Raw genomic sequence first — 18,666 nt, forward strand, 5'->3', positions numbered from 1 at the left:
TGGTCACACTTCCGCAGACGCAGCCAAGCCCGAGCCCGCCACTGCCACTACCAACGCCGAGGCCACACACCCCACATGCGGTTGCAGTACTAAGAGGCCATTTCGTTTGGCGTGATCTTGCGACAGTCTGGAGTGGTGACAGCTTCGTTCGTTAAGCGGATGGTGCCTGACGATCTGTGGGAGTTGTTCCAGCGCGTGGTCCCGCCTCCCCCCCCCCCGCCAACGGCATCCGCAGCCCGGTCGGCGGCACTTCGGGAACGTGGCAGAAACACTCGTCTGCCACGACAGACTCGCCAATTGACATGAGGTCTAAGAGGAGCTAGCAGAAAGAGTTGTGGAGACTGCAGCCAGTTCTGCTGTGGCTCGCTGTTCCAACGGACACTCAGATGGCGAGAATCCGACGTCACCCTGCCGTGGGACGTTGATGTCGCAATCGCGCCAGACTGGGACTGAGGACGGCTGCTGAACTCGGGCGTACTGCCACTGGCGTCATCACGACAGGACGAGAACCATGCCCGCAGTCACTACCTCCGCCGACGACACCGCTTCCACCGACGACGGTGCCCTATCTCCTCGATCGCCAGTGATCGGCTGGCTCGCCGTCACTTCCCTCATGATGGGGATCTTCTCCATCGTCACCACCGAGATCCTGCCGATCGGCCTGCTGACACCCATCGGCGCCACCTTCGGTGTCTCGGACGGAACGGCCGGCCTGATGATGACCCTGCCCGGGATTCTCGCCGCCATCGCCGCCCCGACCGTGACCGTCGCGACCGGGCGGATGGACCGGCGCGTCATGCTCTGCGTCCTGATGCTGGTGCTCGCGTTGGCCGACTTCCTCGCTGCGGTCGCGCCCTCCTACTGGGTCATGATGGTTTCCAGGGCTCTTGTCGGACTCGTCATCGGCGGCTTCTGGTCGATTGGCGCGGGCCTCGCCTCTCGTCTGGTGCCCGAGGGGCATGTCGGCAGGGCAACCGCCGTGATCTTCTCCGCCGTCCCTCTCGGTTCCGTGCTCGGTGTGCCCGCCGGGGTCTTCATCGGGAATCTCGCGGGGTGGCGGACGGCCTTCATCGCTATGGGAATCCTGACGCTGGCCGTATTCATCGCACTCGTCGTGTTGCTGCCCCCATTGCCGCCGCGGAGCGTAACCCGGCTCGCCGTACTGCGCGATCTGCTCAGCGCCACCCAGATCCGGGTCGGGCTGGTCGTGACTTTCCTGATCGTGATGGCCCACTTCGGCACATACACCTATGTGACTCCCTTCCTGAAGGACGTGACGCATGCCAGCCCTCAGCTCATCACCGCATTCCTGCTGGCGTACGGCGCCGCCGGGATCGTCGGCAATTTCGTCGCAGGCACGGCAGCGAGGCGCGCGCTGCGCGCAACGTTCATCGCCGCCGCGGGCATGCTCGCGACGGCAACCCTCCTGCTCCCCGTCATCGGTACAGGGAAGCTCGGCGCGATGGTGCTGCTGGTCGTCTGGGGCCTCGCGTACGGCGCGGTGCCGGTCTGTTCGCAGACGTGGTTCGTGACGTCGGCGCCGCACGCGCCCGAGGCGGCGTCCGTGCTCTTCACGTCATCGTTCCAGGCGACGCTCTCCCTCGGCGCGCTGGCGGGCGGGGCTGTGGTGGACTCCACCTCCACATCTGCGGTCATGGTGCTGGGCGGGCTGGCCGCGATCCTCATGATGCTGACGGTGCAAATTTTCTGCAGGCCGGGTCAGCTGAGCTGAGCTGAGCTCGCTCAACGCCCTGACGCGCCGATAAGTGATCACGCAGCAGGCCGGCGTGAGAAACGCTTCATGGATATCGTCGCGGATGTCCCAACGGGCCCGTAGCCGACGAAAGCAGGATCCAGGCGTTCGTGCGCTCTACCACCCAGCGGACATTGCCGAGCCCGGAGCCGTGCGGTACTCCGCGTCGTGCGATGACTGGCTTGATGCCGCGCTTCCACAGCAGGCGGCGGTACTTGTCGAAGTCGTAGCCACGGTCGGCGAACAGCTGCCGCGGCCGGTGGCGAGGTCTGCCGGTGCGACCCTTGATCTGCGGTATCGCATCGAGCAAGGGAAGTAGCTGGGTAACATCGTGCCGGTTGCCGCCAGTGAGCGTGATGGCCAGCGGGGTGCCCTGGGCATCAGGGTCGCCGCGTCGGCGTGCACCTGTACACCCTGTACTGCAGCGACGACACCGACTCGTCGACGTTCGGCGAGGCCGACTTCAGCATGAGCGTCAGGGACAGCAACGGAACACAACACACCGCGCCCTACACGTGGAAGCCCATGGCCTCCGGCTCGTTCTCGCCGCCCATTGCCCCGGGCACAGTGGACGTCATCCTGATGCCCCCGGATGCGGCAGAAAAAGTGACCGTCACCGTCACCGCCGTGGAAGACGACAGTGACTCCCCCTTCGATGACAACGACACCGCCAGCGCCGGAGGCGTCACCGGGTTCCCCCTCCTCTTCCCCGCCGGCAAGGGCAAGGAGGACGTGCCCGGCACGGTCGTCGGCCTGAACAGCACGCCCACCGGTGGCGACGACGTACTGGCCTTCAGTGCCGAGATCGTCTACTCGGTGACGTACCTCTGACCGTTCCAATTAAGTGAGCAGAAGTGAGTCTTGGACCCATACCTGGTCACTGCGGGCATCCCGAACGGTGTTGGGTGCCCGACTGGTCCCCCGCTTTCGCGTCCCGCTCGGCGACGGCACTCGCAGTGCGCGGTCCGTTACGGGAGGGCGGGGTTCCTTGCGCCAGTGCTCATCGCCCCACGTTGAGGTGGAGGCCGGGTCCACCGCGACGATGGCCAGGCCCTGTTCGGCGGCTATGGATACGAGCCGGGCCTTGAGTTTGCCGGTCGGCATGCCGGCGATGAGCTGCCGGAACCCTTTGCGGCGGCCGTGCTTCTCTCGGGTCTTCTCCTGCGCGAAGTCCAGTTCCTCGATGCCGATCGCGGTGACGCCGACCCGCTTGGCCCAGTGCAGCAGGCGGGTGATCGCGTGCCGGATCTGCGCGTCCCGGTGGTCCGCGGTGCCGGACAACTCGTAGTCGAAGCGGTGCGGCTCACCGACCGGGTTGCCGTGACGGTCCAGGCGAAAGGCGGCAACGACCTGTCTGCTCTCCACCACCGCCCCCAGCGACCAGCGACCAGCGACCAGCGACCAGCCAGTCTGCCGAACGCGCCGCCTCAACCTCGTCGTGCCGGATCGATCACGCACGCACGCCCCATGAACAGCTGAGGATGCGATGGATACCGTTCCTGGGTGAGTGGGATGCGGTTGGATGAGATCGACCGGGCGCTGTTGCAAGCGCTCCAGATCGATGGGCGGGTAGCGTTCAGCGCCGTCGCGGAGATCCTCGGGGTGTCGGACCAGACGGTGGCCCGTCGCTACCGCGCGCTGCGGTCGGCCGGCGCGGTCCGTGTGCTGGGCGCGACCTGGCCGGAAGCGGTCGGTCAGGAGATGTGGCTGGTGAGGGTGCGGTGCGCCCCGGAGACCGCCGACGCACTGGCGCGCTTCCTGGCCCGATCGCCGGACACTTCCTGGGTCCTGCTGACCTCTGGCGGCGCGGAGATCCTCAGCATGCTGCGGGTGGACGCGAACTCCACGGTCCTCAGCCAGTTGCCGCGCACCCCCAGGGTGATGGACATCAGCGCGCACTGTGTGCTGCACATCTTCTGTGGGGGCACCACCAGCCCGCTGGTGAAGAACGGTCCGCTCACCGCAGCGCAGTGTGCGAGGTTGAGGCCGCCGGAAGCGACGCCGGGCAGGGAGTACGTGACGTTGTCGGACCGGGACCGTGCGCTGCTGGACGCGCTGGCCGATGACGGTCGCGTCGGCTACCAGGTCCTGGCGTCCGTCGCCGGCTGGTCGCAGAGCTCCGCGCGCCGACGGCTGGCCGAACTGCGCCGCGCCGCAGTGGTGTACGTCGACGTCGACTTCGATGCAGAGCTGCTGGGCCTGCGGTCGCTGGCCTCGCTGTGGCTGTCGGTGGAGCCCGGCGCGTTGTCCGCCGCGGGTGAGGCCCTGGCCGCCCACCCGGAAGTAAGTTTCGCCGGCGCGACGACCGGCCCGGCCAACCTGTATGCGAGCGTGCAGTGCCGCGACGCCAAGGCGCTCTACGCCTACCTGACCGGCCCGGTGGCACAGCTCCCGGGAATCCGGTCGGTGGAGACCGCCCCGGCGACGCGGACTGTCAAGCAGGCCGGCCGCCTGCAGGAAGGTGCTCCGGCCCGCCGGCGACCCTGAGCTGCTCAGACCGCCAGTAGGGCGTCCCTTGCCACCACTTCACCTGCCACACCGGCACCCCACTCACCCCGCGTCTACCGCATCGCCTTCGGCAACGACACGCGTCACGAAACCGAGGAAGAAATCGCCAGGAGCGATCGGTGTTCATCGGATATCGCCAGAACTCCCTCGTTCGCTGGTCGGGGAGCGGGCCGGCGGCCAGGGTTGACGACTGCCGCACCGGCTCTGTCACCAGTGAAGGAACCGCACCTATGACCACCCCGTTCGACCCCATCACCGTGGGCTCGCTGACGCTGCCCAACCGCATCGCCATGGCACCACTGACCCGCCGCCGCGCCTACGGCGAGGGCCTGTCCGCCACGGCGCTGATGGCCGAGTACTACGTTCAGCGAAGCACGGCGGGACTGATCATCGCCGAAGCGATACAGCCCAGCCGCGTGGGCCAGGGCTACACCGACGCCCCCGGCCTGCACGACGAGGAACAGGTGCGGTCCTGGCGCCCGGTCACCGACGCGGTGCACGCGGCGGGCGGCCGGATCTACGCCCAGCTGATGCACGCCGGACGCAACAGTCACCCCGAACTCCTCGGCGACGGGCTGCACCCCGTCGCCCCCTCTCCGGTGGAGGCCGACGGGGTAGTGCGCATCAGCAGCGCCGAGCCCGCCGTCCGCAAGCCCTACCCCGTGCCACACGAGCTGAGCATCACGGAGATCCAGGAAACGATCGAAGACTTCGCGCAGGCCGCACACAACGCCGTACAGGCCGGCTTCGACGGAGTCGAGCTACACGGCGCCTACGGCTACTTGATCCAGCAGTTCCTCTCCGACAACGCCAACCGCCGCACCGACCGCTACGGCGGCTCCATCGCGGGCCGCATCCGCTTTGTGCTGGAACTGGTGGACGCCGTGGCCACCCGGATCGGCCCGCAACGCCTGGCCCTGCGGATCTCGCCCGGCTGCCCGGCCTTCGGCCTCACCGAGACCGATGCCGATGCCCTGTACTCGGCCCTGGTGTCAGAGCTGCGCGGCGACCTGGCCTACCTCCACATCTTCGAGTTCCCCGGACATCGCGCGCTCACCGCCCGCATGCGTGCCGCCTGGCCCTCGGTCTTCATGCTCAACCCTCATGAGACCCCGGTCTCCTGGCCCTCCGGCCCGAGCGACCTCCGTCTGATCGAAGACGGCCTGGCCGACGTCCTGGCCTTCGGCACCCTGTATGTCTCCAACCCCGACCTTGTTGAACGACTCAGGACCGGCGGCACCGTCGCCCCGGCCGACCCGGCGACCTTCTACCGCGGTGACCACCGCGGCTACACGGACTACCCGACACTGGCCGAGGCCACTACCATCGCGACGCCCTGACGCCCTGACGCCCTGACGCGCAGATCGCTCTCTGCGCGGCTGCAACACCCACCGAGCTACCAAGAGGCCTTGCCTCCATGCACTCACCGATCCGCGATCACCCGAACGAGACCTCTGTTCAGGTCTGGGTGTGCGGCCAGGACGGGTAGCCGTGGAAGATCTTGGCGAGGCCGTCGGACTGCGGGCTCCAGTCCATGTGCAGGCTGTGCGCGACGTCCAAAGCCCCACCGGTCAGGCGAAGTCGATGGCGGCCAGCGCGGGGCCGGCGAACGCCAGCGCATACTGCAGCCGGACGGCCCCGCGCCGCGCTGCGTGGCTCACCACGGCGCTGGGCAGGCAAAGCGCCAACAGTCCCGCGACTGCGGACAGGCCCATCGACCACGGAGCCGCGCCCAGCAGGGGCCCGCTTCTCCGGTCTCCGCTGTACGCCTGATTGAGGACGATGATGAGGAACGCCCCGTAGGCAAAAGCGAGCACCAGAAGGCCGATACCGGCGAACACGCGCACTGCCGCCGTGGACGGCGCGAACGGGTCAGCCGCCGCCACAGAGGGGGCAGCGGTGGAATTCGGGTGGGGTGCGGTCATGACCGCCATCCTCGCCCACGCGCGCCGCCCGGTCATCGTGGCACATACTCATGAGCGGAGGGAGCACGTACTCAAAGGTCCCCCGGCGATCTCGGCCCTCCGAAGTCAAGGTGCACGATGAACGGCACATCCCACAACCCGCGGCAGCCCCTGGACCAACTGAAGAACCTGTCCGCGCGCCAGTCCACCCGAGAGACAAGCGCACCGGGCCCGTTCGCTTGAGACAGGGGCCAGTTCGGCTGAGTCGGGACACCGATCGGCGCGGGCGGAGCTCGCACGGCCGGAAGCCGCTGTCTCATCTGTCCGGGACGCGGTAGTTGGAACTGCGGGGGCCTGGCGACCTGCTTCCCTTCGGGCTGCGGGACACTGCAGTTGGAACCGACGGGACATTCTTGTTGGCACCTGCGGTGCTTTGCCGCGCATGTTTGCACCGGCCTCGGATCGCCCACCAACGTCTGACCTTGGCAGGAAGTAACTGGCTGAGTGCTCCAGTTGGCCCGGCCGGCCAACTGGAGCACTCACAGGAGATGCTGGGCAGCGCGGCCTCCGCAGAAGGACTGCCCCGCTTTCCGGTCAGCTGGTGGCGAGGAGTTCGAGTGTATCGATCACGCGGTTCGAGAAGCCCCACTCGTTGTCGTACCAGGCGACCACCTTGACGTGGCGGCCGTCGACGCGGGTGAGAGCCGAGTCGAAGATCGACGAGGCCGGATTGCCCGTGATGTCGGACGACACGAGCGGGTCATCCGAGTACTCGAGTACGCCGGCGAGCGGCCCCTGCGCCGCCGCGCGGTACGCCGCCAGCACGTCCTCGCGCGTCACGTCGCGGGCGACGGTCGTGTTGAGTTCGACGATCGAGCCCACCGGAACCGGTACCCGGATCGAGTCGCCCGACAGCTTGCCGGCAAGGTTCGGCAGCACGAGACCGATCGCCTTGGCGGCGCCCGTCGTGGTCGGCACGATGTTGACAGCGGCGGCGCGGGCGCGGCGCGCGTCGCGGTGCGGACCGTCCTGCAGGTTCTGCTCCTGCGTGTAGGCGTGCACCGTCGTCATGAAGCCGTGCTCGATGCCGGCGAGCTCGTCGAGTACCGCGGCCAGCGGCGCAAGCGCGTTGGTCGTGCACGAGGCGTTCGAGACGATCGTGTGCGCGGCCGGGTCGTACGCGTCGGTGTTGACCCCGAACGCGAGCGTGACGTCGGCGCCGTCCGATGGCGCGCTGACGAGCACCTTCCTCGTGCCCGCGTCGAGGTGGGCGCGGGTGGCCGTGGCCGACGTGAAGCGGCCGGTCGCCTCGAGCACGATGTCGACGCCGAGCTCGGCCCACGGCAGCTTCGCCGGTTCGCGCTCGGCGAGCACCGTGATGCGACGGCCGTCGACGACGAGGGCGTCCCCGTCGACGGTCACCGGGCGGCCGAGCCGGCCGGCCGTCGTGTCGTAGGCGAGCAGCCGCGCGAGGGTGGTGGGCTCCGTGAGGTCGTTGACGGCGACGACCTCGAGGTTGCTGTCGCGTTCGAGCAGTGCGCGCAGCACATTGCGTCCGATGCGGCCGAATCCGTTGATGGCGATGCGAGTCAAGAGTGGTGTCCCTTCGGTTCGCCACCAGGTTCGCGCGCGGTATCCGCCCGTGGCAGCGGCGTGAGCGCCACGGTTCGAAAGGATCGCGCCATGCGGCGGCGGGCTACTCGCCCCGGGTGAAGGTGCGCCGGTACTCGCTCGGCGTGGTGCCGAGGATGCGCTGGAAGTGCAGCCGCAGATTCGTACCTGTGCCGAGACCGACGTCGGCGGCGATCTGCTCGACGCTCCGCTCCGAACGCTCGAGCAGCTCGCGGGCCACGTCGATCCGGGCGCGCATGACCCACTGCATCGGCGTGTACCCGGTGTCTGTGACGAAGCGCCGCGAGAACGTGCGCGGCGACACCGCCGCATGGCGGGCGAGCACCTCCAGGGTGAGGGGCTCGCCGAGCCGGTGCAGCGCCCACTCGCGGGTGGCGGCGAACCGCTCGCCGAGCGGCTCGGGCACGCTGCGCGGCACATACTGCGCCTGTCCGCCGCTGCGGTAGGGGGCCGCGACCAGGCGCCGGGCCGCGTGGTTCGACGCGGCCACCCCGAGGTCGCCGCGCAGAATGTGCAGGCACAGGTCGATGCCGGAGGCGGCGCCGGCCGACGTCAGCACGCTGCCCTCGTCGACGAACAGAACGTTCTCGTCGACCTGAACGAGCGGATGCTTCGCCGCGAGCTCCCGCGTGTAGTGCCAGTGCGTCGTGGCGCGCTTGCCGTCGAGCAGGCCCGTGGCAGCGAGCGCGAAGGCGCCCGTCGAGATGGCGGCGAGCCGCGCGCCCCGATCGTGTGCGGCGGTCAGCGCGTCGACGACAGCCTGCGGTGGGTCGTCGCGGTCCGGGAACCGGTAGCCGGGGATGAAGACGATGTCGGCCCACGCAAGCGCATCGAGGCCGTGGGCGACGTGGTACGACAGGCCGTCGCCGCCGGTCACGAGGCCGGGTGCCGCGCCGCACACCCGCACCTCATACGGCATGCTCGCGCGGGTCGTGAACACCTGTGCAGGAATACCTACATCGAGAGGCTTCGCGCCTTCGAGCACGAGGACGGCGACGTGATACAGGGCTGAGACTGGCACGGGGAAGAGGGTACGCAGGGGGGCGGGGGGCGGCGCATCAACCCAGTTCCCAAAGCCGCGCAGGTCCGCCGTCTCCTGGACGATGCGGTACGCAGCCGCGAGCCGGCCGAGCTGGTCGCCGTCTCGTGCATCGCGGACGGTCCGGACAGCTGGCTCGGCGAAGCGGTACTGAAGTACGGGGGCCGCCTGGAGGTCGTCGTGCCCGCCCGGGAGTACTGCGCGGGCCTGCCCGACTGGCACCACCCGGTCTACGACGCGCTGCTCCGGCAGGCGGTCGACGTCCACGAGACCGGGCTGACGACGTCGGACTTCGCAGCACACATGGCCGGCAGCGAAATCCTGGTGGGCTTGGTCGACGAACTGATCGCGGTGTGGGATGGGAAGCCCGCCCGGGATTATGGGGGCACGGCGGGCGTAGTCGCCTACGCCGAGAGGACCGGGACCTGTGCGGGTGCTCTGGCCGCAGGGCGCTACCCGCGGCTAGCGGCCTGGCCCTGCCGAAGAGCCCGAACTACGGGGCCGTTGGCAAGGCCCGCCCGGGACTTACCGCCGAAGCCCGAAAGGCGGGCAACGACCGCAAAGCCATCGCCGACTAGGGAGGATGGAGCCCTCGAAGTGAAACCACGGAGGGTACTTCGATGACGCCGATGGGTGGGAGAACAACACCCCGCACGGCATCATCTGACCCGGAGCCGGAAATTCATGATGATGCGGTCTGCTGCTGACTTGGACACCCCGAACGGTGGGGCGATCTGTCGCATCGTCAAGTTCGTGCGCCAGTAGGCCGCGACCAACAGCGCCTGGTCCTGCAGCGGAAGGCTCCACGGCCAGCCCTTGCGGACCGCGTCCGCACCCTTCCGCCGCAGCACGGTCACCAGCCTGCCGAACAGGCGCGGGCTCAGCCCGGTGAACGGGGCCATCCAAGACGGCTCCGACGCCGTGATCACACCAGCCACATCAAGATCATCTCACCCTCGTCTGGGCACTCCAGGGGGCGGCCTTCGCCTGTCTGAGGCACTCAGAGCCCTCAAGTCGAATCGCAACCTCGGGCAGGGGAAGGGGACTCGGCGTCGCGGATACGCGTGCGGACGAGGGTCCGCATCATCGCCGCGCCTGCCACCACAGCGCAGAGATGCACCGCCACCACGACGGTGGGGTTCTCTGGCGGCGTGACATCGGCCGGATCCGTCATCGCTACATACAGCATGAGGGGCAGCTTCCAGGCGCTCCACGCGAACAGTGAGCCCGACCCGACCCACCCGAACGCCAGTGGGAGCCAGCGCGGCAACCGGGCAGGACCTGCCCCGGCGACCATCCAGGTGGCGGCGGCTCCGGCGAGTGCCCAGAACCCCCAAACAGCTGCCAACACGTACCCGTCGGTGTTCCGCTCGGCCGGGTGGGCAATTCCCACCGTGCCGCCGACCGCCCAGTAGATCCAGACCAGTCCGACCGTGGCACCGACAACAGCCTCCCACGGCGGCACCGTACGCGGACCGTCACCGACGCGACCGATGAACGCATCCGGCCAGCGGCGCCGCAAATAAACCGGGACCGCGAGAGCCAACCCCAGCCCCATCCCCACGAAGCTGAACTGGACCAGCACCCCCTCCCAGACCGGCATGGCCGGATCGTCGCCGCCCCCGCCCTCCTGCGAGCCTCCGCCCCGGAGCGCACTGAACAGAACGAAAGGCAGCACCGAGACGAGGAACCCCGATCCCACCCAGGAACAGAACGCGACCAGCGCCCCCGGTATCCGCATCCCCCACGGCCGCACCAAAGCGAGCGCCAGAGCGATCCCGATCACTGCCATACCGACCGTGACGGTGTTGAGCAGCACCCACTCCGCCAAGCCGAAGCCATCACCGATCGGCAGCACACCCATCAGCGCGCCGACCACCCACGAGACTTTGATCAGCAAGTACGGAGACAACGCCAGAGCCGCCCCATACCCCGCGCTCCGCCCGACCCGATCCCAGCGCTCCACTCGAACTCCCCTTCCATCAGCAGGAATCCCAGCCTCCGGCCTTACCCGCCCGGCCACATCCCCCGCCGGACTCATCCGCCTCCCCCACGCGGGGGAGGCGACGGGTGGCAACTGAGTACCGAAAGAGCACCACGACGAGCGTCGAGCCGGTCCGCGACCTGGCGCACGGAGAAGCCGTGGTGGCCGGTCTGGGCGAACACCGCCACCCCCGCGTCGATGATCCGGTCTGCGGTCAGCTTCACGGCCGCAGTCCAGCGAGCCGCGCCATCTTTCAAACACTGTTTGAAAATTCCCCGAGTCGCGCTAATGTCATGATCAGAGAAATCGCACACGGCTCGGAGGGGGGTGGTGACGATGGACATCCTGCTGTTCAACGTGACCACGGCGGCACTGATGGTGCTGATGTTCAACGGCGGTCTGGCCCTGGTCGGCCAGAGCACACTGGGCCGGCGGCGGATCCCCTGGGCGGCCGTCGGCCTGACCGGGCTCGCGCTCGCCGGGGTGGCCCTCCAGCTCTGCTGGTCGGGGGCGATGGGCGCGCTCGACGCGGACCCGTCGAAGTCCGGCTGGTGGCGCGTGCTCACCTCGGTCTTCATGCAGAACGGCGGCTTCGGCGGGGCGGCCTGGAACATCGCCACCCTTGCCGCCGTCGCGGCCTTCGCCGACTGGTTCTGGGGTGCGCCGCTGACGCTTGGCCTGTTCGCCGCGGGCATCCTGCTGCCGGAGCAGATCGACAAGCTGTGGGGCCAGACCTCCCACAGCGTCGACCCCCGTAACTTCGCCGGCAGCTCCGGCGCCACCTACTTCCTGGGCGCGACGCTGGCCGCGGCCCTGCTGCTGCGCGGCGGCGCCGACGAGAACTCCGGCAAGGCCGCCGGCCAGGGTGCCGAGCAGGGCTCCGACGACGAGGGCGCGAGCCGCGGCAAGGCCGTCCGCAAGAACCGGCTGCTCGCGCTCGGCGTGCCGGTGCTCGGGCTGGCGATGTGGTTCGCGCAGGAGAACGGGCACGGGCTGGTCGCCGGCTACGGCTTCGCCCTCGGCGCACTCGCCTGGGCCGCGTTCCGCACCGTCCTGCACCCGGACCGCGACCTCCGGCAGCCGCCGCGCACGACGGTCGCCTCGCTGACCAGGCTCGTCGGCCGGCGGACCCGCAGCGCCGGCTAGCCGGCAGGCCCCCGCCCCCACCCCACCCGCGCCATTCCACCGTGACCACGAGGGAGACAGCATGTCGGAAAACCTGCACTGGGAAGTGTCGAAGCTCGTCGACCAGGAGGTGGCCAAGATCCTGGAACAGACCGACCGCGACGTGGCCCGTACGGTCAACCGTGCGCTGGGCGTGAGCGACGGCGCCCCGGCGTTCGACACCGCCCGCTGGCAGGCCCGGCTCGGCGAGCTCCTCGCCGCCCACCACATCCCCGGCGCCGCCCTGGCCGTGCTCGCCGACGGCGAGATCCACGAACTGGCCGCCGGCGTCCTGCACACCGGCACCGGCGTCACGGTGACCCCGGACTCCGTGTTCCAGATCGGCTCCGTCAGCAAGGGCTACACCGCCGCCATGGTGGTCCTGCTCGCCGACGCCGGGAAGCTGGACCTCGACGCGCCGGTCGCTGACGTCCTGCCGGACTTCGCGGTCGCCGACGCCGGGGCCACCCGGACGATCACGCCGCGCCAACTGCTCAACCACACCAGCGGCATCGAGGGCGACTACGTCAACGACACCGGCCGGGGCGACGACTGCCTGGCCCGCTACATCGAGGGCGCGCGGACCGTCGGCCTGACCAACCCGCCCGGCGTCACCATGTCGTACTCCAGCACCGCCTACAACGTCCTCGGCCGGATCGTCGAGGTGGTCACCGGCCAGACCTGGGACGAGGCGCTCAAGGAGCTGCTCCTCGCCCCGCTCGGGCTGGGTCACACCATGACCCTGCCCGAGGAGGTGCTGCGATTCCGCGCCGCCATGGGGCACATGGGCGAGCCGGGCGAGACCCCCGTCCCCACCCCGCTCTGGAACATGATGCCGCGGTCGGCCGGCCCGTACGGCGGGATCAGCGCGACCGCCGCCGACGTGGCCCGGTTCGCCCGAGCCTTCGTGGACGGCGGCGCCGCGCCGGACGGCACCCGGGTGCTGCCGGCCGCCGTGGTCGACGCGATGCTGACCCGCGAGGTCGAGATGCCCGACCAGTGGTTCCTCGGCGCCCACTGGGGCCTGGGCTGGGGCCTGTTCGAGTGGGATGGCGCACGCGGATTCGGCCACGACGGCAGCACCTTCGGCCAGCTCGCATACCTGCGCGCCATCCCGGAGAAGGGCCTCGCCATCGCCCTGCTGACCAACGGCGGCGGCGCCGCGCCCAAGGTCTTCGAGGCGCTCTGCCGCGAGCTCTGCGCCGAACTCGCCGGGGTCACCATGCCCGGGTTCGCGCCGGCCACCGAACCCCTGGCCGTGGAGACGGAGCCGTTCCTCGGCAGCTACAAGCGCGAGGGCTTCCTCATGACCATCACCGACGGCGACGGCGGCCCGGGCACGCTGCGGCTGAGGTACGAGGGCGCGGAAGGCCTGGCGGGCACCTTCGACCCGCTGGTCTGGCACCTGACCCCGGTCTCGCACACGCCGGCGAAGACGGTGTTCGCCGGCCGCCGCAACGAGAAGGACGCCTGGATACCCGTGGTGTTCTACGCCCTCGCCGACGGCAGCCGGTACGTCCACTTCGGCGTCCGGGCGACGGCCAAGTCCGCCTAGGACCTGTCTGACACATGATCATCTGGCGGGTTCGCGGAGCCAGAGGATCAGGGAGGCCAGTACGATCCGGCGCGGTAGCCGACGGCGAGTTTGTCGAACCGGGTGGCGATCGCGCGGAACTGCTTCAGACGGGCGAGCATCGCTCAACCACGTTCCGGTCGCGGTGGACGACCTGGTCGAAGGCAGGCGGTCGGCCGCCGCGGGTGCCGCGCCGCTTGCGGTTGGCGACCTGGTCACGGCGCTCGGGGATCGTGGTGGCGATGCCCCGGCGCCGCAGCAGTCGGCGGATCTCCCGGCTGGAGTAGGCCTTGTCGCCCAGGACCCGGTTCGGCGTGGTGCGGGGCCGGCCGCTGGCGGCACGCGGGACGCGGATCCCGTCGAGGACCTGGCCGAACGCGGTGGCGTCATTGGTGTTGCCGGGTGTGAGCACGATCGACAGCGTCAGGCCCCGGCCATCCACGGCGAGGTGGACCTTCGTGGTCAGCCCGCTGGCCGAGCCGATCGCCTGGGCGACCACCCCGGCGAGAGTCCGGTCGCCGTCGGCACGCAAGGGCTCGCAGTTGATGTGAGCGCCGGCCCCAGTGGTCAGCCCCTGCAGCTTGCGCGCCTCCTGGCGCATCAGCGCATCGAACGAGCTGCCTGTCATGTACTTCGCCCGCCGGATGTACAGCCGAGTCTGGGCATCGCCCTCGTAGGGCTGGATCAACGACCGCTCGGCGCACAGCGCCTGGGCGGTCTCGTACCCGCGGGGTCCGTAGCAGACCAGGTCGATGTCGGAGCGGGCGTTGCACGCCCCGACGAGGAACGAGCCGGTGACGCCGATGACATCCGCGGCGCCGGCATCCACGACCCAGGTGACGATGGCAGCCAGGTCTTTGCTGACCGGTGAGCCGTCCAGCAGCTCCGGGGACTGGTGCAGGGCGGCCAGGGGGCGGCGGCAGGAGTAGTGGGTGACGACGTCCTCGTGGGGCACGCCGGTGATGACGCAGCCGACGGCGGGCGAGTAGACGTAGGACTCGGGCCGGTCGGCCAATGCCGAACGCCTTGGACACGACCGTGTTCTGCCGGTACGTCCGGCCGAACAGGCTCCGGTCGCCACGCGAGTCGGGGTAATACTTCACATGCCCCAACCAGTGTGTGCCCGGGTGGGGCATCGCCGATCACCTTGAAGATGACGCCGGAGCGGTCGAGGAGGTAGTCGCGGTCACGGATGGCCGGGAGCGCCGTGCCGAGCGGCGAAGTCATCGAGGGCAAGGAAGCGGGCGGTGTCGACTGCTCCGGTGCGCTCATACTGCTCCAATCCTTCCAGGACGAGGTGCCGCCGGTATTGCCACGTGAGGTGCTTGTCGGTGCGCGCGGGGTCGGTGGGCCGCATCAGCGCGAGGAAGAACAGCGCCTTGACCAGGAGGTAATGGCCCAGATGCTGGCTGAGGGACTGCCCAGTGGTGGCGCGGGCCGCTTGGTTCAGCGTCTCCAGGTACCGGCGCCGCTGCTCTGGACTGGCCAGGTAGCCCTTGGTGCCGCCCTTGAACGGGATGATCTCCAGGGCCAGGGTGGTGTCGTAGCCGAGTGGCACCAGGCCGTGGTGCTGCCAGTCGATGACGCCGACCGGGAGGACGTTGGGCAGGCCGTAGTCGAGATGTCCGCGCACCATCGGAACGCCGGCGAGCTGGGCCACCGCCTGGTCCAGGGCCGCCCGCACTTGGGGGTTGTCGAGGTCGGGGTTCTCGGCGAAGACGTTGTCCGTCCACCCGGCCTCCCGCACCCACGCGCGCAGGGCCTGCGGAGCGGAGGTCACCGCGTGTGTGGCCTGGGCCCGCAGCAGCCGGCCTCCGACCTCGGCGGCCAGATCGACCACCGTGTCGGACAGGGTCCGCGTGCCGTCCAGGCTTTCCAGGGCCATGTCGTGCAGCGACCGCTCGCCCAGCGACTCCTCCACGACGAAGACGTGGCCGTCGTCGGTGGTGCCGTCCTCCAGGACGCGCGGGACCGGGTATCCGAGCTCGGCGAGCTGCCGTTGGTAGGCGGCTTCCGAGGCGAGGGCCTCTCCGCCGGTACGCCGGTAGCGGGTGCCGTCTTCGGCGACGTACACCGCGCCGCCGGGATCGGCGGTGCGCTTCTTCACGAAGTGCCAGCGAGGGGTGTCCATCAGCTCTCTCCTTTCGAGGGTTCCGGTCCGGAACCATGTGTGGCCGCGCGGTGAGCGAGGACGTGGGCCACGGTGCGGGCGTCCATGACCCACCGCCGGTCGCAGGCCTCGACACCGCTCCGCAGCTCGGCCAGCACCTCGTCCGCGGGTATCGCGGGCCGGGCGAGATCAACCCGGCGCAGGAACTTCAGCAGCGACGGGAGCCGGGCCGGGGTGATGGCGGCGCGCTCGCGCCAGGCGCACAGCGGCAGGTACCACTCGGTGAACAGCCGCTGCAGCTGCGGAGTGACGCGGTGCGCCTCGAACAGCCGCCGCAGCACGGGCTCGTCATGAGGGATGCGGCCGTGCAACGCGTAGCGCGGCTGCATCCCGCCCCACCGGCGCACCTTAGGCGGCCACATGTGCGGCGGCGTTCTGCGTGATGGTCATGACGGGCTGTTGGCACACGGTCAAGATGCGATGGCACAGGACAGCCAGGCCGCCGCCGCAGGCCCTCGCCGCACACCTGACAGCCTCACAGCGCAGCTCGCTCTCCTGGGAAAACAGGCTGTGCGGCTCACAGCAGCAGCCGGGTAACAGCGGTCACAGGACGGTGCCGTGCAGGGGGCGGCGGTCTCCGGAGAGGGCGTAGCGGCGGGCCGCGAGGCCGGTCTCGAGTTCCTCTCCGATCGCGTCGCACAGCGGCGCGAGGACGTCGGCAGCGTCGGTGTCGGATAAGTAAGCCGGCGCGACTTCGAGCATCAGCCGGCCAATCGCGTGTGTGCTGGCGGCGAGGTCGTCGACGACGCGGTGCAGCGCGGCGAGTGCGGGATCCGCCGGCGGATCGTCGGGCGGTGGGGGCGGGGCGGTGCGCACGTCGCGGATGGCCTGGCGGACGGCCTGGCGGACGACCGCGCGCACCGCGGGCGCATGACTGGCAGTGGAGTGCCGAGTTGTCGCCCTGAAGCAGCTGACGCTGCAGGGGTAGGTCTGTTGCGGCGTCACTGCCTGTCGGTTTCACTGCTGGTGGCCGTCGGGGGGTCGTCGTGTCGCGGTGGTTCCTCAGTCGGGAAGAAGATTGAACTCACCAGGTGGGGGTTGCGGCCCGGCGCGGGCCCGTTGCCCGCGCGTGACGTGAAGGATTGACGCAACTCGCTGATCATCTCGGCGAGTTCGTCGGGGCTGAGCCAGAGGGTGCCCTGCCGGTAGCCCACAGAGTCGGCGAACGGGTCGGCTCCTGACCGGTCGAGGTAGGTGTTGAACTCGGCGAGCAGGGCGGCCATGGCGGCAGCGAAACCACGGCGGTGGTCGTCCAGGGACATCGACGCTCCCGCCTCGGGGCCGATCACCATCCGGTCTCGGCGCAGTCGGTAACGCCGCTCCACCGCACCGCGCACCCGCTGCTCGTCCACCACCTCCAGCACTCCCCCCTCGGCCAGCAGGCCGACGTGCCGGTACACGGTGGTCTTGGGGACCTCGGGCAGCGCCGCACACAACTCGGCGGTGGTGCGCGTCCGCTCACCGGACATGGCGTAGGTGATGCGCAGCCGCACTGGGTGCAGCAGCAAGTCGAGAGTGTCCACCTCGAAATGTTCCCATACCTGGTAACGTTCCCAAAGTTGGGAACAATGAAGGGGTGGGGAAGTGACCACGAACAACTCGCCGGCTGCGGCTCGGCTGAGCACCGAGGCGTTACGGCCGCTGCGCACGCTGGCCCCGGACGGGCCGCAGGAGGATCTGACATGGCTGGATGAGGCGATCGGCGACGCGAGGGTGGTGGCGATCGGCGAGAACGCGCACTACAACCGCGAGTCCTACCAGCTGCGCCACCGCCTGATGCGGTACCTGGTCGAGCGGCATGGGTTCGGCGCCTACGCGATGGAGTCCGGATTCGTCGAGGGAAGACTGACCGACGAATGGATCCGCGGCGGGCAGGGCCGGCCCGGCAACGTCATGGCGAACGGCATGACCTCGCTGATGGGACTGTGGACCGAGATGCGGGCCCATCTGGAGTGGATGCGGCAGCACAATCTCGATTCCGCCGGGCCGGTTGGCTTCTACGGCATCGACCTGTCCGGCTCGAACGTCTCCCTGCTACCCGGCCTGGACGCCGTCATCGCCTACCTCGCACACGCGGATCCTGAGTTCGAGATGGATCCGAGGATTCGGGAGACGGCCTCGGCCTTCGCGGCGCCGTCCGCATTCTCCCTCTCCCAGGCCGTCGCCGCCTACGGACAGCTCGCGCCCGAGCAACGGAATGCGTTGACAGCAGGACTGGCCGACCTCACCGCGCGGATGGAGGGGCGACGCCTGGACTACCGGCAGCGTACGACTGCCGACACCTACGAGCGCGCGCTGCGCTCGCTGCACCTGACCGTCGCCATCGATGCGAATGCCCGCGCGATGGCTCGTGGCGACCGGGACAGTGTGTTCTTCAACCGCGACGCCGCGATCGCGGACACCGTCGAATGGATCCTGCACCGGGAGGACCGGATCGTTCTGGCCGCCCATAACGGCCACATCCAGCGCTGGCCGGCCCTGTGGCCCGGCATGTCTTCGGCGGCGACGATGGGCATGCACCTTGCTGACCGGATCGGCGAGGACTACCTGGTCATCGGCATCACCAACGGCAGCGGCCAGACCCTCAACACCGGAGCCGACTTCTACGCCGGCAAGCTTTTTGCCGACCTGGAGCCACCCCGGCCCGGCAGTCTCGACGCGCTCATGGCCGCCAGCGGTGACGGACCCTTCGCCACCGACCTGCGGCGGCTGCCACCGGCCGACACCGAGGCCGTTCGGGCCGTCTCCCAGCAGCGTCTCGGCACTCTCTACTGCGATGTGAGCCCCCTGGACGCCTATGACGTCATAGTCCACCTCCCCCACGTCACCGCAGCCGAACCCGACGACACTGCCCTCGCCAACTCGCCTCACGACGTACAGAAAGCATTCTCCCATTGGAAGCCGCGATGAGCCCTGCTCCAGCGGGGCCGACATAACCG

The 18,666-nt window shown here is 69.4% G+C and carries 16 protein-coding genes and 5 pseudogenes; 8 read left to right on the plus strand and 13 right to left on the minus strand.

Features of this window, described 5'->3' with window-relative positions; all coding sequences use genetic code 11:
- Window positions 1-511: 511 nt before the first annotated feature.
- Complete coding sequence (locus tag ACZ4S3_RS35955; RefSeq protein ID WP_467942359.1) at window positions 512-1,732, plus strand: MFS transporter; 1,221 nt, start codon at window positions 512-514, stop codon at window positions 1,730-1,732.
- A gap of 18 nt (window positions 1,733-1,750) precedes the next feature.
- On the opposite strand, the pseudogene ACZ4S3_RS35960 reads toward ACZ4S3_RS35955, so the two are convergent.
- A pseudogene (locus tag ACZ4S3_RS35960) lies at window positions 1,751-2,135 on the minus strand (transposase); the annotation flags it as partial.
- A 17-nt stretch (window positions 2,136-2,152) separates the two neighbouring features.
- Here ACZ4S3_RS35960 and ACZ4S3_RS35965 point away from each other — a divergent pair.
- Window positions 2,153-2,584, plus strand: a complete 432-nt coding sequence (locus tag ACZ4S3_RS35965; RefSeq protein ID WP_467942363.1) for a hypothetical protein — start codon at window positions 2,153-2,155, stop codon at window positions 2,582-2,584.
- A 9-nt stretch (window positions 2,585-2,593) separates the two neighbouring features.
- Here the strand turns inward: ACZ4S3_RS35965 and ACZ4S3_RS35970 are convergent.
- Window positions 2,594-3,100, minus strand: a pseudogene (locus tag ACZ4S3_RS35970) (IS200/IS605 family accessory protein TnpB-related protein); the annotation flags it as partial.
- Between the two features lie 165 nt (window positions 3,101-3,265).
- On the opposite strand from ACZ4S3_RS35970, the gene ACZ4S3_RS35975 reads away from it, so the two are divergent.
- Entirely contained in the window at window positions 3,266-4,240 is a 975-nt protein-coding gene (locus ACZ4S3_RS35975; protein ID WP_467942652.1) for an Lrp/AsnC family transcriptional regulator, read from the plus strand.
- A gap of 251 nt (window positions 4,241-4,491) precedes the next feature.
- Window positions 4,492-5,601, plus strand: a complete 1,110-nt coding sequence (locus ACZ4S3_RS35980) for an alkene reductase (protein WP_467942367.1) — start codon at window positions 4,492-4,494, stop codon at window positions 5,599-5,601.
- A gap of 231 nt (window positions 5,602-5,832) precedes the next feature.
- Here ACZ4S3_RS35980 and ACZ4S3_RS35985 read toward each other — a convergent pair whose 3' ends face one another.
- From ACZ4S3_RS35985 to ACZ4S3_RS35995, 3 genes are all read right to left on the minus strand, one after another.
- A complete protein-coding gene (locus tag ACZ4S3_RS35985) occupies window positions 5,833-6,186 on the minus strand; it encodes a hypothetical protein (protein WP_467942371.1) in 354 nt (117 codons plus the stop codon).
- Between the two features lie 573 nt (window positions 6,187-6,759).
- Window positions 6,760-7,758 carry a type I glyceraldehyde-3-phosphate dehydrogenase gene (gene gap / locus ACZ4S3_RS35990; RefSeq protein ID WP_467942375.1) on the minus strand — a complete coding sequence of 333 codons (999 nt, stop codon included), beginning with the start codon at window positions 7,756-7,758 and terminating at the stop codon, window positions 6,760-6,762.
- A gap of 103 nt (window positions 7,759-7,861) precedes the next feature.
- Entirely contained in the window at window positions 7,862-8,818 is a 957-nt protein-coding gene (locus ACZ4S3_RS35995; protein WP_467942654.1) for a GlxA family transcriptional regulator, read from the minus strand.
- Window positions 8,819-8,854: 36 nt separating this feature from the next.
- Between ACZ4S3_RS35995 and ACZ4S3_RS36000 the strand changes: the two are divergent.
- Window positions 8,855-9,302: pseudogene (locus tag ACZ4S3_RS36000) on the plus strand (hypothetical protein).
- Between the two features lie 220 nt (window positions 9,303-9,522).
- On the opposite strand, the pseudogene ACZ4S3_RS36005 reads toward ACZ4S3_RS36000, so the two are convergent.
- The 3 genes and pseudogenes from ACZ4S3_RS36005 to ACZ4S3_RS36015 form a co-directional block, all read right to left on the minus strand.
- Window positions 9,523-9,774 (minus strand): annotated as a pseudogene (locus ACZ4S3_RS36005) (helix-turn-helix domain-containing protein); the annotation flags it as partial.
- A 71-nt stretch (window positions 9,775-9,845) separates the two neighbouring features.
- Window positions 9,846-10,802 (minus strand): hypothetical protein, encoded by a 957-nt coding sequence (locus tag ACZ4S3_RS36010; RefSeq protein ID WP_467942378.1) that lies wholly within the window; start codon window positions 10,800-10,802, stop codon window positions 9,846-9,848.
- A 71-nt stretch (window positions 10,803-10,873) separates the two neighbouring features.
- Window positions 10,874-11,044 carry a TetR family transcriptional regulator gene (locus ACZ4S3_RS36015; RefSeq protein WP_467942381.1) on the minus strand — a complete coding sequence of 57 codons (171 nt, stop codon included), beginning with the start codon at window positions 11,042-11,044 and terminating at the stop codon, window positions 10,874-10,876.
- Window positions 11,045-11,156: 112 nt separating this feature from the next.
- On the opposite strand from ACZ4S3_RS36015, the gene ACZ4S3_RS36020 reads away from it, so the two are divergent.
- Window positions 11,157-11,966 carry a hypothetical protein gene (locus tag ACZ4S3_RS36020; RefSeq protein WP_467942656.1) on the plus strand — a complete coding sequence of 270 codons (810 nt, stop codon included), beginning with the start codon at window positions 11,157-11,159 and terminating at the stop codon, window positions 11,964-11,966.
- Between the two features lie 61 nt (window positions 11,967-12,027).
- Complete coding sequence (locus ACZ4S3_RS36025; protein ID WP_467942384.1) at window positions 12,028-13,539, plus strand: serine hydrolase domain-containing protein; 1,512 nt, start codon at window positions 12,028-12,030, stop codon at window positions 13,537-13,539.
- On the opposite strand, the pseudogene ACZ4S3_RS36030 reads toward ACZ4S3_RS36025, so the two are convergent.
- From ACZ4S3_RS36030 to ACZ4S3_RS36050, 5 genes and pseudogenes are all read right to left on the minus strand, one after another.
- Window positions 13,536-14,047 (minus strand): annotated as a pseudogene (locus tag ACZ4S3_RS36030) (IS5 family transposase); the annotation flags it as partial. The gene ACZ4S3_RS36025 and the pseudogene ACZ4S3_RS36030 overlap by 4 nt on opposite strands.
- Before the next feature lie 696 nt (window positions 14,048-14,743).
- Window positions 14,744-15,688 (minus strand): phosphotransferase, encoded by a 945-nt coding sequence (locus tag ACZ4S3_RS36035; RefSeq protein WP_467942387.1) that lies wholly within the window; start codon window positions 15,686-15,688, stop codon window positions 14,744-14,746.
- Complete coding sequence (locus ACZ4S3_RS36040) at window positions 15,688-16,056, minus strand: hypothetical protein (RefSeq protein ID WP_467942391.1); 369 nt, start codon at window positions 16,054-16,056, stop codon at window positions 15,688-15,690. Before ACZ4S3_RS36040 ends, ACZ4S3_RS36035 begins: the two co-directional genes overlap by 1 nt.
- 214 nt (window positions 16,057-16,270) lie before the next feature.
- Entirely contained in the window at window positions 16,271-16,588 is a 318-nt protein-coding gene (locus ACZ4S3_RS36045; RefSeq protein WP_467942395.1) for a hypothetical protein, read from the minus strand.
- An 80-nt stretch (window positions 16,589-16,668) separates the two neighbouring features.
- On the minus strand, window positions 16,669-17,250 hold the full coding sequence (locus ACZ4S3_RS36050) for a helix-turn-helix domain-containing protein (RefSeq protein ID WP_467942399.1): 582 nt from the start codon (window positions 17,248-17,250) through the stop codon (window positions 16,669-16,671).
- Window positions 17,251-17,311: 61 nt separating this feature from the next.
- Between ACZ4S3_RS36050 and ACZ4S3_RS36055 the strand changes: the two genes are divergently transcribed.
- Window positions 17,312-18,637 (plus strand): erythromycin esterase family protein, encoded by a 1,326-nt coding sequence (locus tag ACZ4S3_RS36055; RefSeq protein ID WP_467942403.1) that lies wholly within the window; start codon window positions 17,312-17,314, stop codon window positions 18,635-18,637.
- Window positions 18,638-18,666 lie beyond the last annotated feature (29 nt).

It is taken from the genome of Streptomyces sp. NPDC028368, from assembly GCF_055565615.1.

Coding starts and splice junctions, on each gene's coding strand:
- ACZ4S3_RS36020 (WP_467942656.1), top strand. CDS start 11,157: ATGGACATCCTGCTGTTCAACGTGACCACGGCGGCACTGATGGTGCTG.
- ACZ4S3_RS36040 (WP_467942391.1), bottom strand. CDS start 16,056: ATGCAGCCGCGCTACGCGTTGCACGGCCGCATCCCTCATGACGAGCCC.
- ACZ4S3_RS35955 (WP_467942359.1), top strand. CDS start 512: ATGCCCGCAGTCACTACCTCCGCCGACGACACCGCTTCCACCGACGAC.
- ACZ4S3_RS35985 (WP_467942371.1), bottom strand. CDS start 6,186: ATGACCGCACCCCACCCGAATTCCACCGCTGCCCCCTCTGTGGCGGCG.
- ACZ4S3_RS36025 (WP_467942384.1), top strand. CDS start 12,028: ATGTCGGAAAACCTGCACTGGGAAGTGTCGAAGCTCGTCGACCAGGAG.
- ACZ4S3_RS35980 (WP_467942367.1), top strand. CDS start 4,492: ATGACCACCCCGTTCGACCCCATCACCGTGGGCTCGCTGACGCTGCCC.
- ACZ4S3_RS36035 (WP_467942387.1), bottom strand. CDS start 15,688: ATGGACACCCCTCGCTGGCACTTCGTGAAGAAGCGCACCGCCGATCCC.
- ACZ4S3_RS35975 (WP_467942652.1), top strand. CDS start 3,266: ATGCGGTTGGATGAGATCGACCGGGCGCTGTTGCAAGCGCTCCAGATC.